Source organism: Crocosphaera sp. Alani8 (assembly GCF_038442745.1).
Lineage (GTDB): Bacteria > Cyanobacteriota > Cyanobacteriia > Cyanobacteriales > Microcystaceae > Crocosphaera.
On sequence record NZ_JARVCN010000051.1, the window covers coordinates 1 to 13246 of the forward strand.

Consider the following 13246-nt stretch of genomic DNA (forward strand, 5'->3'; position numbering starts at 1 on the left):
TGTTTGGCCTAAGTTTTCGCAGCGAGTGACCCCTGGCTTTTTGAGAAGATACCCATATTGGGGAATTGCATTGATTACACCTAGCACGAACCCAAAAATACGGTTAGCCGATTTTGACCGAAAGAGAGAATAATGGCCGCAATCGTGCATCAAAGAGAAACAGCGAAGTGAAAAGAGAATCAGCAGAACAATGATCGGGGGGAGAAGCCATAGAGAAATAGACGCTACTTTCACCGCTAAAATCCATAAAAGAACATAAGGCACAACGGTATTGAGAATTTGATAAGTTGCCCGCAGGTTACTGCTGTTGATGTAGGTCGTCAAAACGAAGTCAGCTTTATTCATGAGTGTCTCTTTGGGGAGTTAAGTTAGGTTGAAACTCTGCCCAACGATGTTGCACCTGTGCATAACAGTCGGCAGGAGAAATCTTGAGGTTTTCTAGCAGGTTAATATGGACAACACCATTACCAACCACCAGAAGCACAATGGCCTGAGTTGGGACATAGGTGTTAATTGCATTTAGCAATCTTGTGACGATCTCTGGTTGCAGTTCCAGCACTTGCAGGTACGCTTCTACTTGCGCTTGTGGAATGAATACTTGATGAGAGGTCACAGTATCCACCTCCCAGTCAATGCAGGAAGGGATGGTATCGACAAGAGTGCATACGACCATTCCCCTACCTGTGTTTAGATAACCCTTCCAAGCAATGTATCCGATCAATAAAAAATTTCCACCTGTAAATTTTCCGTTGCTGGATTCATAGAGTCTGTATCAATAAGGAGCGATCGCTATACAGACTCGGCAACAATCGGTGGTGATCATAGTAAGATAGTAGCGATCGCTCAAGAGCCAAACCTTGTCTGACAATTAGAGGTAATTTATAATAGTAATTGAGCAAACATTTATCAGAAAATACCAGAATGGTCAAAATAGAAATAACCCTCAAAGATGAACAAGGAAAAAAACTGAAACAGCTACCATCAAAAGAAATAGAAATAGGAAATTACCATTTAGATGAGATTGAAAAAGCGGTAGAAAAATTGAGAAAAGAAATGCTACCAGAATTAACAAGATATCTAGTAGAAGAGGGTCAAAGACAATTCACAGAAGAGAAAAAAAAGAAAGTGGGGTAAAATGTAATGGTAGCCACCCTGTCACAATTAAGACTATTCATGGTAACATCAGCTTCCCTTTACAGAAGTATTTTATTAAAGGAAAAAGTTATAACTATTTTCAGTTGACTTATCAATTTTGTGGACAATATATTAGTCCTCTCTTAGAGGAATTAGTTGGATACTATAGTAATCGTATGAGTTATAAAGAAGTGGAAAAGTTAGTAGAAAGAATCAGTGGAAAAAAACTATTATCAGACCAAAAGATTTGGCAAATTATTGTCAAGAAAGCCGAACAAGTTTCAGTAGAATGGCAACAAGAAAATGAAGAAATTGATAAGATAATAAAGACTGATATAGCTATTTCTTCAAAAGTAGATATTTATGATCCAAATGCTCCAGAAATATTACTGTTTGATGATGCAATTGGAGTAAAAAAACAGAAAGAGAATAGAGAAAAACTTAACAAAAAAGAAATCGATGAATCTGAAAATATCTCGAAAGTATCTCGTAAGTTTATAATAACTGATGTAATTTTATTAGAAAAGCCATCAGGGGGATTTAAGTATATAACCAGTCCCATAGATGCTCAAGGGAAACCTTTAATTCCATTAGAAGAAATGGTGAAATATCAAATTAACTATTATTATGAGAATTATGAAGCCCTTCTACCAATAGTAGCCATTACTGATGGAGCATCAAATATTCGGAAAAGACTCGCTAAAGTAAGCAATAAAGGAATTACTTTGATTTTAGACTGGTATCATCTCTGCAAGAAAATTAGAAACTTATTATCAATGATATCACGAAATAAAAAAGAAAAACAAGAACATTCTAAGAACTTACTTTCGTATCTTTGGCGAGGAGAAAATACTAAAGCTATGAATTATTTGTCAACTAAAATCGAAACTAAAAATCAACAAAAACTAGAAGAATTAAAGACTTATTTTAAGAAACATGAATCGGAAATTATCGACTATGAACGTCGTCAAAAATCGGGTAAATCTATTGGGAGTGGACGGGTGGAAAAAGCTGTTGATCTTGTAATTGGTAATCGTCAAAAACGTAAAGGAATGAGTTGGAGTTCTCTTGGAAGTAAAGCTTTAGCTATCCTAAAAGTTCTTGAACTAAATGGTGAATGGCAACAATTTTGGTTTCCAGAAACAATCATTTAATCAATTTAATCAATTTATTTTTCTGTTTTCATAATTCAATTTTAAAAGCCAAATTCGGACTCTTTTGTAAGTCTGGTTCGCAGAAAATCGCTGCGAACCGCTTTCCTGATCCCAGAAGAGACTGACCCACGGATTTCCGTTGTAATCGCCCTTGGATTTTAGCGATCGCCTTTTCAGTAGTATATAAGTTCTCTGTCCATCAACGGATAATTTACAGGTGGAATAATTTTATACAAGATGTTATGGGGAGAATAACACAAGCATTTCTCCAATGGAACTATATTGGCCACAATCTGTACCTCGCAGATAATTATGAACGTGGATTAACTAATCGGCGGGCATTCTGACTAAGAGAAGTTGAAACATCTCATCACAGTTGCGGGACAGCGACGGATTTACACCGAACTTTCCCCGTTACCTCTAATGGTTGATTTCCACTAGAACCGACATCTAGTTGAATATATCACATCATTGCCAATATTGATCTACGTTATCAAATTTGGTAAGAATATTCTCAATTTTTATGTAGTCAATAACAACTTGAAAGCTAGTGATGAGAGATTATTAGACTGTTGATCAAATGAAATAATTTCGTTAACCTTTGGAATAACCATAAGTTTCCATTAAGGGCATACAGATATTCGCTATTTTTTCTTGATCATCCCTAGTTAAAGTAGATAGGTAGTTATCAATCACCTTCTTTTTGATAGGTTGATCAGTTCTTGTACCACCAGCTAAAGTTTTACCAGAATTTTTTTGATAATAATTTAGCAAATCATCACTCCATTCTATGTCCAAAAAATCAACAATTTTTTTGAGATTTGTTTCCTGACTTTGTATTAAATCTTCAAATTTAACTTCTAATATATCAAACCCGTATTCTCTCAACCACTGAAGATACCGATTTTTGTACAGCCAATAAATTGCACCTAATTCTACCGTGGATAGCTCCCCTGAATTATAGTCAATAAAGGATTTACCCCAAAAAGGTTTAAGTCTATCCAACTCTTTAATAACACATCTATCCAGCCAATTTCCTTGAGCATTAACTAAGTTTAACATTGAGGAAATACTTCCAAAAGGATGTCTAATAACCCACAATATTTTTGAGTTAGGGTAAAAGCTTTTTAAGAAGTTTAACTTATTCGAGTGTTCTAACATTTTAAAACATAAATGTCGGTTTAAAAGCTTATTGATGGCTAAACTCTGGGCCGAAGGAAAAGGATAGGGACTCGGGTATTCTGTCTCATCTATTCCAATGATTTGAGGATGAGCGCTAAGAATAGAAAGAAGTAACGTTGTTCCGCTTCTTTGACATCCAAAAATGAAAAACAAGTTCCCAGAAATAGAAGGACAAAAATATCTGAGTGTTATTAAATTTCTGAGATTGTATTTTAAGTTATTAACCATAAAATTATCAAATTAGTTACAAAGTAAATTGGAAATCATTAACAATTATTCCTGGGGTTAAAATACCTCCTAAACTTCTTTGTCCATAAGTACCTGTTCTGGGAATAAACTCCCTAAAATTGGTTAAAGCGACTAAATTTTCTCCCCAAAAACGATATAAACTTTCATCAAACCTTAAGTTTTCAATGGGGGCAATAATGTCTCCGTTTTCTACCCAAAAACAAGCATAACGGGTCATTCCTGTAATGCGTCCCCCTGTGCGATCGCTCCAGTTTAAATAGTGTAAATTAGATATATATAACCCTGTGTTTAAACTAGATAAAATCTCCCCTTGAGCTAAATTACCTGGTAATAATTCAGGCGATCGCAAACTTTCAAAATTATTAGCATTATTCCCCGTTAGACCATACTCTGATGCGGTTCGGGAACTAATTAAAGTATTAACTAAGTTCCCTTCATTAATAATAGGTAAAACTTCAGGAGCTATTTCTCCTAATTCATTAAACCTAGGAACAGTGCCTTTACTAAAATTTTCTTGTAGAGAAAATTGAGAAGATAATGTTTGTCCTTGTTGTAACTTTAATAAGGAACTATCCCCCCGTCTTAAAGAAGATTCACTAATACCGCCCCAAGATAACATACTAATTAAATCAGCAACCGCAGCGGGGGCAAAATAAGTACGATATCCTCCAGGTTGAAGTGTTTTAGATGGTTTTTCTAAAGCTAGTAACTGTTTCTTATCTATTTCAATCTGCTCTAAATATTTATCATGCTCCCAGTTTTGACCCGAAAAAACTCCTTTAACTGCTTTTTCTGATGGGGTAATCAAAGAATAATCAACAATGAAATTTTCTGTGGCAAACCAATGAAATTGCCCCTTAGAATTGGCGTTCCCTCGAATAACTGAACCTGCAGTGTAAAGCCCCGTCATATCTACATCAGAAACAGGAGCAAGAAGATGATTAACAGCTTCTTCTCTGGACAATAACTCTCCTCTGTAAATTTCTCTCGTTGTTCCGTTATTTTCTGGTAAAATTATATAAGGATCTTCTAGCAATTGGGTTAATTCTTGACGTAAATAGTTTAAATTATCTACTGCTATTAAATTATCAACCCCCTCATCTCCTGTAAAGGGAAAGGTAGCAAAAGCAGTTCTTTGATTAGCTATTAAAGTAAGTTTGATACTTCCATCTTTTACAATGCCAGTTTGTCGTACCCTTGCCCCATTAAAACGAATAAACTGGGTTTGTTCTCCATTTAATTCAATAGTTAAGTATTCGTCTCCTTGTAACTTATCGAGAAGAATATGACATAATTGTTGAAAGCTAGATTCTAGATGTTCTAATTTTTGGTTTTTCATCAGATAAAAAAATCAGGAGATGTAATGAATAAGTTAAGCTTAGGACTCGGTAACAGTTAATTATTTTCTACGATAATCGGATTTTAACCTATTTTCTAGTTCTGCGTCCTTCCCATAATTAGTCAAGTCTGCACTCCTTTGGGGTAGTTCATGTTTAAAAATTTAGCCACCGAAATAGATACAATAAATAAGCGGATGTTCAATATGATAGATAAATTGTGGAGATTACCTTTTTAGGAACCAGTTCTGGAGTGCCAACAAGATTCCGTAATGTGTCAAGTGTAGCCTTAAAACTACCTCAACGGGGGGAAGTTTGGTTATTTGACTGCGGAGAAGGAACCCAGCATCAATTATTACGCAGCGACGTTAAAATATCGCAAATTACTCGCATTTTTGTCACCCACATGCACGGAGATCACATTTATGGGTTGACAGGATTATTGGCCAGTTCTGGATTAGCAGGAAGCGGCCAACCTATGGAAATTTACGGACCCCCAGAATTAAAAGATTATTTGCACGGTTGCGCTAAATACTCCCATTTTAAGTTAGCTAGTCATATTCGCGTCTATCCTATCCATCCTGGTATCCTCTATGAAGATAAAGAGTTTGAGGTGAGTTGTCGTCCCCTTAAACACCGTATTCCTGCTTATGGATATCGTATTGCAGAAAAAGACCGTCCAGGACGCTTTAATGTGGAAAAAGCCAAAGCTTTGAATATTCCCCCAGGGCCAGTTTATGGGGAACTTAAACAAGGGAAAACAGTTACCCTAGAAGATGGTCGTCGTATTCGAGGACAAGACTTGTGTGGTGAAAGAGAAAGCGGAAGAAAAGTAATCTACTGCACAGACACAGTATTTTGTGAAGAAGCGATCGCATTATCCGAAGATGCTGATGTGTTGATTCACGAAGCAACTTTTGCCCACCAAGATGCTCAACTAGCTTTTGAGCGGCTTCATTCTACCTCCACAATGGCGGCACAGGTCGCTTTAGCTGCACAGGTTAAACAATTAATCATGACCCATTTTAGCCCCCGTTATGCACCAGGAAATAACCTGCAATTGGACGATTTATTATACGAAGCAAAGGCAATTTTCCCGAACACCATTTTAGCCCGTGATTTCCTGACTTATGAGGTTCCGAGAAGAGCATCGCATTCTAAGAACTAATAAATAAATTCCCTTGTGTCGAACTCACGTTGTAGCAGAAGGTAAGAGTTGAAGATAAGCTAGTCAAGTTCTTGTTCAAAGAACTGACCGGAGCTTATGCTAGATATAGGGGATAATGAACATAAGACACAGACGAGTTAAATCTTCCCACCTGAGTTCGACATCATGAGTAAAGGAAAAAGGTTTTAAGCTCACAAAAACCATGAATCAAGACTATAAAGGGATTGAAAATTTACTAAGTAAAAGAATCGGCCTCGGTCCAGATAAAATTGGGCAACGTCAATTAATTAAGGCGGTAAATAACCGTCAAAAAGCCTGTGGCCTGCAAAAAGTATCAGATTACTTAAAAAAATTACAATCCTCAGCCTCCGAATTTCAAGAATTGGTGGAGGAAATTGTTATCGGAGAAACTTGGTTTTTTCGCCATCGAGAGGCGTTCTCCTTATTACGTAAATATGTTCAAACCCAATGGCTTCCCTCCAGTTCTGGAGACACCCTCAGAATACTGAGTGTTCCCTGCTCAACCGGAGAGGAACCTTACTCCATTGCGATGACTTTACTCAATTCCCCTCTAACCTCCCAGCAATTTGTGGTAGAAGGGATGGATATCAGTCAGATAGGGTTAGACATCGCCAAAAAAGGTATTTATAGAAAAAACTCTTTCCGTTCCCACGATAAAGTAAACTATAAGCAATTCTTCGAGGTTGAAGAAGATCGCTACAAAGTTCGTACATCAATTCGTAATCAAGTCAAGTTTTCTACAAAAAATTTACTATCTGCCTGGTCACCCAATCATCCCCCCTATCATGTAATTTTTTGTCGTCATTTACTAATTTATTTAGACGAGGCTGCCCGTAATCGTGTCCTCAAAATTTTAGAAAATCTCCTCTGGGACGGGGGTTTGTTATTCGTCGGTGCGGTAGAAACCCCCCTAATTCAATCTCCCAATTTTTCCTTCATGTCTCACCCCTCCGCTTTTGCCTACCAAAAAAACTGCCAAAAATCCCCTCAAAACCCTCAATCTAGCCAAAAATTTCCACTGAAAAAAACACCGTCCCCCTCCTTCGGAAAACCAGAAGCAAAAAAAATTCAAGTTTCTTCTTTACAAATGGCACAACAATTCGCTAATCAGGGAAGATTAGAAGAAGCAGTGCAGTTTTGTCAAACTCATCTCCAAGAAAATCCCATTGATGCTGAGGGTTATTTACTGTTAGGGGAAATTTCTCAAGCCAAGGACGATCTAGAAGAAGCCCAAAGATGCTTCCAAAAAGCTCTCTACCTTCGGCCCAATTATCGCAAAGCCTTAGTTCATCTAGTTTTACTGCGGGAGAATCAAGGAGATAGACAAGGGGCAGCTGTCCTAAAAAGTCGCATTCAACGATTAGACAATCTTCAAGGTTGATATGATGAAATTTTACAAATCGATGACTATCGAAGCTAAATTATTAGGGTTATTGATATTTTCTGCCGTAATTATGGGAGTCGGTGCCATTGCTACCTGGATAGGAATGTCCAAATTGTACGCCGAAGTTAGACAAATGTCAGAAGAGGATCTTTCTTTAATTCAAAATTTGATCCAAATGCAGGAAAATCAACTCGAGCAAGTTCTTAACTTCGAAAAAGCTTACATCGCTGGGGTTAATAGTCTCGACAACCCCGGCAATAAAACCAATTTTAATCAATCTCGAACCAACTTTCTCAACAATCAAAGTCGGGTTCGTACTGCCATCGAGTCTTCTCAAAGTCTAATTCGCAAACAAATAGACATTGCCGACACCGAAAAAGAGAGAATGGACGTTCAAGCGATCGCCAGCAGCTTAAATGATTACGAACAAGCTCACATTACTTATAACACCGAAGCAGAAGAAGTATTTAGTCTAATTAATGAGAATGACATCACCGCAGCCAGAAATATTGGCACCAGAGTTCAGGCTTCCCAGGATGGATTGAAAGACAAAAATATTTCCCTAGTTAATCAGGTAGTCAGTATATCCCAGGCTTCTGCTAAGGTAGCTAGGCAGCACCAACAAAATACAGTAAACATTGTTTCGTTTACGTTTGTTATTGGCATTATTACCATCTTAAGTTTAGGTTACTGGATTACTCGCACTATTACTCGCTCTTTGGGACAAGCGGTTCAACTGGCAGACGAAGTTTCTAATGGCAATCTAACAGGAGAAGTAGAAGTTGTTTCTAACGACGAAATTGGACAACTCTTAGAAGCTTTGAAAATCATGATTTATAACCTCAATTCCCTGATTTCTAAAGTCCAACAATCTGGCATTGCCATCACCAGTTCCACCACACAAATGGCCGCCTCCCGAAAACAATTAGAGGCTACTTTAACCGAACAAATTGCGTCTACCAATGAGGTAACAACTACCGCTCAGGAAATTGCTAATACCTCCGAAGAATTGGTTAACACTATGGAACAAATTACCGAACTTTCTCAAAGTACGGCCACAGCAGCTAATCAAGGTCAAGACGATCTTGGAAGAATGGAAACCACTATGCGCCAACTAGCAGAAGCAACTACTTCTATCGCTTCCAAGTTGGGGGTTATGAGCGAAAAAGCCCACAATATCAATAGCGTCGTCTTAACAATTACTAAAGTAGCGGATCAAACCAATTTATTGTCGCTGAATGCAGCCATTGAAGCAGAAAAAGCAGGGGAATATGGGGCAGGTTTTGCTGTGGTTGCCAGAGAAATTCGTCGTTTAGCAGACCAAACTGCGGTAGCTACCCTAGAAATCGAACAGATGGTCAAAGAAATGCAATCTGCGGTTTCTACTGGGGTAATGGAAATGGATAAATTTAACAAAGAAGTGAGCAGTAGCGTTCAGGATGTGGGCAACATTAGTCATCAAATTGCCCAAGTAATCGAACAGGTTCAAAGTATTACCCCTCGCTTCGAGTTAGTGAGTAAAAGTATGGAGGAACAATCCCGTAGCGCGCAACATATTCGTGAATCGATGGAACAGTTGAGCGAGGGATCAGAACAAACCGCTTATTCTCTACACGACACTCATATTGTTCTAGAAAGGTTAAACGATGCAGCCCAAAGTTTACAAACAGAAATCTCGGTTTTTAAGGTTAAAGATTAAACAATAAACCCAGGTATTTTCTCAACACCTGGGATTTTTAATAAGATTACTGAAAACTATAATTAATCAAGATAGCCCATCAATAAGGCAGGATCGTCGACATCATTGGGAGCAACGGGACGGTTCCCCATGACAGTGTACGTCTCACTTACTTGTAAATGACTAACCATAATCGGTCTTTGTCCGGATATGGTTAAGGTACTAGAAATTTCCATCTCACCGGCCACAACGGGACGAGCCGCACCAACGGACTTGTAGGTACTGACTACCTTGAGGTGACTGGCTTCTACGGGGCGATTTCCTGGAAGAAGACCGGGTTCGGTGATTAGTTGAATCCCCTGCGCGGTTTTACTAGTTTTTTCCTTAACAGATAAGGCACTACTTTGCTTTTCTTCTGTGGCAGTAGAGGCTTTACTACGAGTGCTGGTTTTACTAGCGGTTGTAGTCTTCTGACTTTCTGGGGTTTGAGTGCCGTTAGTTGCGGTTTTTTGGGTAGCCATAATTATTTATCTCCTGAATATTATTATCCTAAGCTTAGGGGATCGAGCATACAGAAGGCAATTCAATGGTGAAATTTGAGGCAAGTTTCAAACCTGTCTCGATGGAGTAATCTTGGGTACATAGTTTATAAGAGCATAGTCAATCATGACTGTACCATTAGGAGGTCGAACCAATATGACTATATTTCTGCTAAGTGTTCATGATACCATAGGCGGAGGCTAAACCCACAAAACTCAGCTTATAGCAGTTCTCATACTTGTGAGGTACAGGGGTGGTAGAAGTTATCAGATATAGGGAGAAAACCCTAAACTAAAAATGACACAGTTAAACATTACAACAGAAACCGTTGTTATCGAAAATGGTGGCTTAAATATTGATAGTTATTTAGCTATGCCAAAGGAAGAGGGTGTCTTTCCTGCAGTGATTGTTGTTCAAGAAATTTTCGGGGTCAATGACCATATTCGCGATGTTACTAGGCGTTTTGCGGAAGCAGGATGGGTTGCTGTTGCTCCTGCTATTTATCAACGGCTTAATCCTGGTTTTGAAACCGGTTACACTGCCGAGGCGATCGAGATCGGCAGAAAGTACAAAAATCAAACCAAAGCGGATGAATTGTTGTCGGATATTCGAGCCACCATCGATTATCTTTACACCTTACCTCAAGTCAAAAAAACAGGAGTAGGGACTATCGGTTTTTGCTTTGGAGGTCATGTGGTATATTTAGTTTCTGTTTTACCAGAAATCAAAGCCACTGCTTCGTTTTATGGTGCGGGAATTGCTAACTGGAAACCAGGGGAGGAAGGCAAAGCGACGGTGGACTCTACTGCAGATATTAACGGCAAACTATACGCCTTCTTTGGCACCGAAGATAAAAGTATTCCTCAAGAACAAGTTGATACAATCGAGAAAGCTTTACAAGATAACGAGATTCCCCACCAAGTATTTCGCTACCAGGGAGCAGATCACGGATTTTTCTGCGATAAACGAGGTAGTTACAATGGAGAAGCGGCAGAGGATGCTTGGCAAAAAGTCTTAGAATTATTTAAAGCTGAACTTTAGTCTGGCACTTCTTACTACCTTAATCGGAAAAATTTCTTTTAATCTGGTCTAAGTCTTCGGTTAAACTTTGGTATTCATCCCCTTGAAACCCAACAACTGATCTTACTCCTTCTATGGTAGACATGATATTTCGCGGGTCCATGAACATGATTTTACTGCTATCGCTACTGCCAATTTTAACCCCCATATCTAGGTAGTTTTGAGCTAATAGGAATTGTAAGGCTTCGCCAGCATTAGGATCAGTTTTTAGCTTTTCTGTCAGGATATCAATGGCTTTAGCCACAGCTTCTGCTTTTAATATTTGTTGTTGACGTTCAGCTTCAGCACGTAAAATTTCGGCTTTTTTTTGAGCTTCTGCTTCTAAAATCTTAGACTCTGCTTTACCTTGTGCTGAGTTAATGGCTGAATCTCTTTCCCCTTCAGATGTTAGAATAGCTGCCCGTTTCTTCCGTTCTGCAGCCATCTGTAATTCCATAGAATCTTGTACTGCTTTTGAGGGCATAATATCCCTTAATTCTACACGAGTTACTTTCACTCCCCAAGGATCGGTAGCTATGTCTAATTCCCTCAATAATATCTCGTTAATTTCTGTTCTCGCTGTGAAAGTTTGGTCTAGTTCTAATTTCCCAATTTCTGAGCGAATTTGTGTTAGGACTAGGTTAACCATAGCAGTTTGTAGGTTTTCTACTTTATAGTATGCTCTCTCCATATCCATAATTCGCCAGTAAACCACTGCATCAACGGTGATGGAAACATTGTCTTTAGTAATGCAAGACTGAGGAGGGATATCTATGACTTTCTCTCGAGTTGTTTCTCTGTACACCACTCGATCTACGAAAGGAACAACAAAGTTCAATCCTGGACTTAACTTTTTATTATAGCTGCCTAATCTTTCTACTAAATACTCGTTTTTTTCATTAACAATTTTGACCGTTCCAAAAGCTGTTGAACCACCCAAAATTAAAATTACAAAGAAAAAGAATTGTCCCATTTTTAGAACTCCTTAACAACCATTACCTTTAGTGTAACAAATCTATTTTTATAAATCTGAAGAACCAAGAAGAAATTCTGGTAAAACTATCAAAGTATTGCCTTTTCTGTTAACAATATATACTTTTTGACGGGGTAAAATTAACATCGTATGATCGGCACAAACTGCCTGCCAGGAATTACCTTCATAGAGGACTCTTCCTGTCTTACCTGGGGAAATTTCAGTTAAGGTTTCTCCTTCTTGCGCATCACCAACTATGGAGTTTAATGACTTTTTTTTCGGAATAAAGCTCCTAGAGCCTACAATTGAAAGGGTTGACAAACCTAACCAAAAAATGACCTGTAGGGGAAAATAAGGAATTACTAAGGCGATCGCAGCGACGATAATTGCACTAATTCCCATCATAAAGGCAACGAAAGCAACCGGAAAAATCGCTTCAGATAAACAGAGTAAGGCACCGGCAATCAACCAAAGTAAGGCTGGACTCACCATGAAAACATAGCTAGAAGACATAACAAAATTGAGCGATTAAACTTTGTGTTTGTACCAAGACAATTGATAGCAGCACAAAATTTTGCGTTCAGTATTATGATAACGCTATTAATCGAGATAAGTTACACTGAAAGAGTGAAAATTTAACTTTCTTAAGGAAAATTTAAAATGATTGATTTAAGTCTTTTGTTTAACATTGCTAACTTTTACGCCTTGCCGTTTTGGTTATTAATGGTTATTTTACCTAAATGGGGAATGACACAGAAAATCATGTCTTCCTATCTTCCTTTTGTTCCTTTAGCGGGATTATATATTTATCTTTTTGCTGGTAGTCTTGATCCAGATTCCGTTGAAGCATTCTCTAATCCTACTTTACCAGTTCTGGCTCAACTTTTTAGTCAAGAACCAGTAATGTTGACGGGATGGATACATTTTATTGTCTTAGATTTGTTTACGGGTCGTTACATTTATTTAGAAGGAAGAGAAAAAGGTATTTTTACAATTCATTCTCTGATTTTATGTTTATTAGCAGGGCCAATTGGTTTACTAAGTCACATTGTTACATCATGGATACAATTAAAAGTATCTAAACCAGAAGAAATAGAAGCAAGTGCCACCTAAGTTATTTATCTTTTCTAGTTCGATAAAAGTGTCAACTTCATCCATAAGGGTATAATGACCTGAGTTCGGTGTTAGGAGTTAAAGTTTTTTTTGACGAAGTGATAGGTGTTTTAAACTCCTAAAATTCACAAATTTTTTATTAATTTTCTTATGTCGAACTCAGGTTAATAGCATTATCAACCTTTAGTAAAAACTATGCTAGATATAGCAATCAGGAATGAGGTGTGAGAAAATGAAAGAATAGTAAATCTAGA

Annotated in this window: 14 protein-coding genes and 1 riboswitch; of the genes, 7 read left to right on the forward strand and 7 right to left on the reverse strand. The window is 37.9% G+C overall.

The window, feature by feature from the left end; translation table 11 throughout:
• Positions 1-345: fatty acid desaturase (locus tag P9B04_RS04045; RefSeq protein WP_342053713.1), on the reverse strand; the 345-nt coding region annotated here is incomplete at its 3' end.
• A complete protein-coding gene (locus P9B04_RS04050; protein ID WP_342053714.1) occupies positions 338-613 on the reverse strand; it encodes a hypothetical protein in 276 nt (91 codons plus the stop codon). The genes P9B04_RS04050 and P9B04_RS04045, both read right to left, overlap by 8 nt.
• A gap of 308 nt (positions 614-921) precedes the next feature.
• Here P9B04_RS04050 and P9B04_RS04055 point away from each other — a divergent pair, with 308 nt between their 5' ends.
• Together P9B04_RS04055 and P9B04_RS04060 are read left to right on the forward strand one after the other, a co-directional pair.
• On the forward strand, positions 922-1134 hold the full coding sequence (locus P9B04_RS04055) for a hypothetical protein (RefSeq protein WP_342053715.1): 213 nt from the start codon (positions 922-924) through the stop codon (positions 1132-1134).
• A gap of 176 nt (positions 1135-1310) precedes the next feature.
• Positions 1311-2288, forward strand: coding sequence for a UPF0236 family transposase-like protein (locus P9B04_RS04060; protein WP_342053716.1), 978 nt, complete (start codon positions 1311-1313; stop codon positions 2286-2288).
• Between the two features lie 316 nt (positions 2289-2604).
• Positions 2605-2751: riboswitch (cobalamin riboswitch) on the reverse strand.
• A gap of 131 nt (positions 2752-2882) precedes the next feature.
• On the opposite strand, the gene P9B04_RS04065 is transcribed toward P9B04_RS04060, so the two are convergent.
• Positions 2883-3698 carry a sulfotransferase family protein gene (locus P9B04_RS04065; protein ID WP_342053717.1) on the reverse strand — a complete coding sequence of 272 codons (816 nt, stop codon included), beginning with the start codon at positions 3696-3698 and terminating at the stop codon, positions 2883-2885.
• A gap of 16 nt (positions 3699-3714) precedes the next feature.
• On the reverse strand, positions 3715-5058 hold the full coding sequence (locus P9B04_RS04070; RefSeq protein ID WP_342053718.1) for a TldD/PmbA family protein: 1344 nt from the start codon (positions 5056-5058) through the stop codon (positions 3715-3717).
• Positions 5059-5276: 218 nt separating this feature from the next.
• On the opposite strand from P9B04_RS04070, the gene P9B04_RS04075 reads away from it, so the two are divergent.
• The 3 genes from P9B04_RS04075 (at position 5277) to P9B04_RS04085 (ending at position 9328) form a co-directional block, all read left to right on the forward strand.
• A complete protein-coding gene (locus P9B04_RS04075; protein WP_342053719.1) occupies positions 5277-6224 on the forward strand; it encodes a ribonuclease Z in 948 nt (315 codons plus the stop codon).
• Positions 6225-6426: 202 nt separating this feature from the next.
• Positions 6427-7626, forward strand: coding sequence for a CheR family methyltransferase (locus tag P9B04_RS04080; protein WP_342053720.1), 1200 nt, complete (start codon positions 6427-6429; stop codon positions 7624-7626).
• A 1-nt stretch (position 7627) separates the two neighbouring features.
• On the forward strand, positions 7628-9328 hold the full coding sequence (locus tag P9B04_RS04085) for a methyl-accepting chemotaxis protein (protein ID WP_342053721.1): 1701 nt from the start codon (positions 7628-7630) through the stop codon (positions 9326-9328).
• A 62-nt stretch (positions 9329-9390) separates the two neighbouring features.
• On the opposite strand, the gene P9B04_RS04090 is transcribed toward P9B04_RS04085, so the two are convergent.
• On the reverse strand, positions 9391-9828 hold the full coding sequence (locus P9B04_RS04090; RefSeq protein WP_342053722.1) for a hypothetical protein: 438 nt from the start codon (positions 9826-9828) through the stop codon (positions 9391-9393).
• Positions 9829-10144: 316 nt separating this feature from the next.
• Here P9B04_RS04090 and P9B04_RS04095 point away from each other — a divergent pair, with 316 nt between their 5' ends.
• The gene (locus tag P9B04_RS04095) at positions 10145-10888 is read left to right on the forward strand and encodes a dienelactone hydrolase family protein (protein WP_342053723.1); all 744 of its coding nucleotides are present in this window, start codon (positions 10145-10147) and stop codon (positions 10886-10888) included.
• Between the two features lie 19 nt (positions 10889-10907).
• On the opposite strand, the gene P9B04_RS04100 is transcribed toward P9B04_RS04095, so the two are convergent.
• Both P9B04_RS04100 and P9B04_RS04105 read right to left on the reverse strand, forming a co-directional pair.
• Positions 10908-11879, reverse strand: coding sequence for an SPFH domain-containing protein (locus P9B04_RS04100; RefSeq protein ID WP_342053724.1), 972 nt, complete (start codon positions 11877-11879; stop codon positions 10908-10910).
• 48 nt (positions 11880-11927) lie between these two features.
• Positions 11928-12392, reverse strand: coding sequence for an NfeD family protein (locus P9B04_RS04105; protein ID WP_342053725.1), 465 nt, complete (start codon positions 12390-12392; stop codon positions 11928-11930).
• A 147-nt stretch (positions 12393-12539) separates the two neighbouring features.
• Between P9B04_RS04105 and P9B04_RS04110 the strand changes: the two genes are divergently transcribed.
• A complete protein-coding gene (locus P9B04_RS04110; RefSeq protein ID WP_342053726.1) occupies positions 12540-12992 on the forward strand; it encodes an ABA4-like family protein in 453 nt (150 codons plus the stop codon).
• Positions 12993-13246: the final 254 nt, after the last annotated feature.

Excerpts from the sequence above, each read along its gene's own strand:
- P9B04_RS04055 (WP_342053715.1), top strand. The coding sequence starts at position 922 with ATGGTCAAAATAGAAATAACCCTCAAAGATGAACAAGGAAAAAAACTG.
- P9B04_RS04060 (WP_342053716.1), top strand. The coding sequence starts at position 1,311 with ATGAGTTATAAAGAAGTGGAAAAGTTAGTAGAAAGAATCAGTGGAAAA.
- P9B04_RS04065 (WP_342053717.1), bottom strand. The coding sequence starts at position 3,698 with ATGGTTAATAACTTAAAATACAATCTCAGAAATTTAATAACACTCAGA.
- P9B04_RS04070 (WP_342053718.1), bottom strand. The coding sequence starts at position 5,058 with ATGAAAAACCAAAAATTAGAACATCTAGAATCTAGCTTTCAACAATTA.
- P9B04_RS04080 (WP_342053720.1), top strand. The coding sequence starts at position 6,427 with ATGAATCAAGACTATAAAGGGATTGAAAATTTACTAAGTAAAAGAATC.
- P9B04_RS04085 (WP_342053721.1), top strand. The coding sequence starts at position 7,628 with ATGATGAAATTTTACAAATCGATGACTATCGAAGCTAAATTATTAGGG.
- P9B04_RS04090 (WP_342053722.1), bottom strand. The coding sequence starts at position 9,828 with ATGGCTACCCAAAAAACCGCAACTAACGGCACTCAAACCCCAGAAAGT.
- P9B04_RS04095 (WP_342053723.1), top strand. The coding sequence starts at position 10,145 with ATGACACAGTTAAACATTACAACAGAAACCGTTGTTATCGAAAATGGT.
- P9B04_RS04100 (WP_342053724.1), bottom strand. The coding sequence starts at position 11,879 with ATGGGACAATTCTTTTTCTTTGTAATTTTAATTTTGGGTGGTTCAACA.
- P9B04_RS04105 (WP_342053725.1), bottom strand. The coding sequence starts at position 12,392 with ATGTCTTCTAGCTATGTTTTCATGGTGAGTCCAGCCTTACTTTGGTTG.
- P9B04_RS04110 (WP_342053726.1), top strand. The coding sequence starts at position 12,540 with ATGATTGATTTAAGTCTTTTGTTTAACATTGCTAACTTTTACGCCTTG.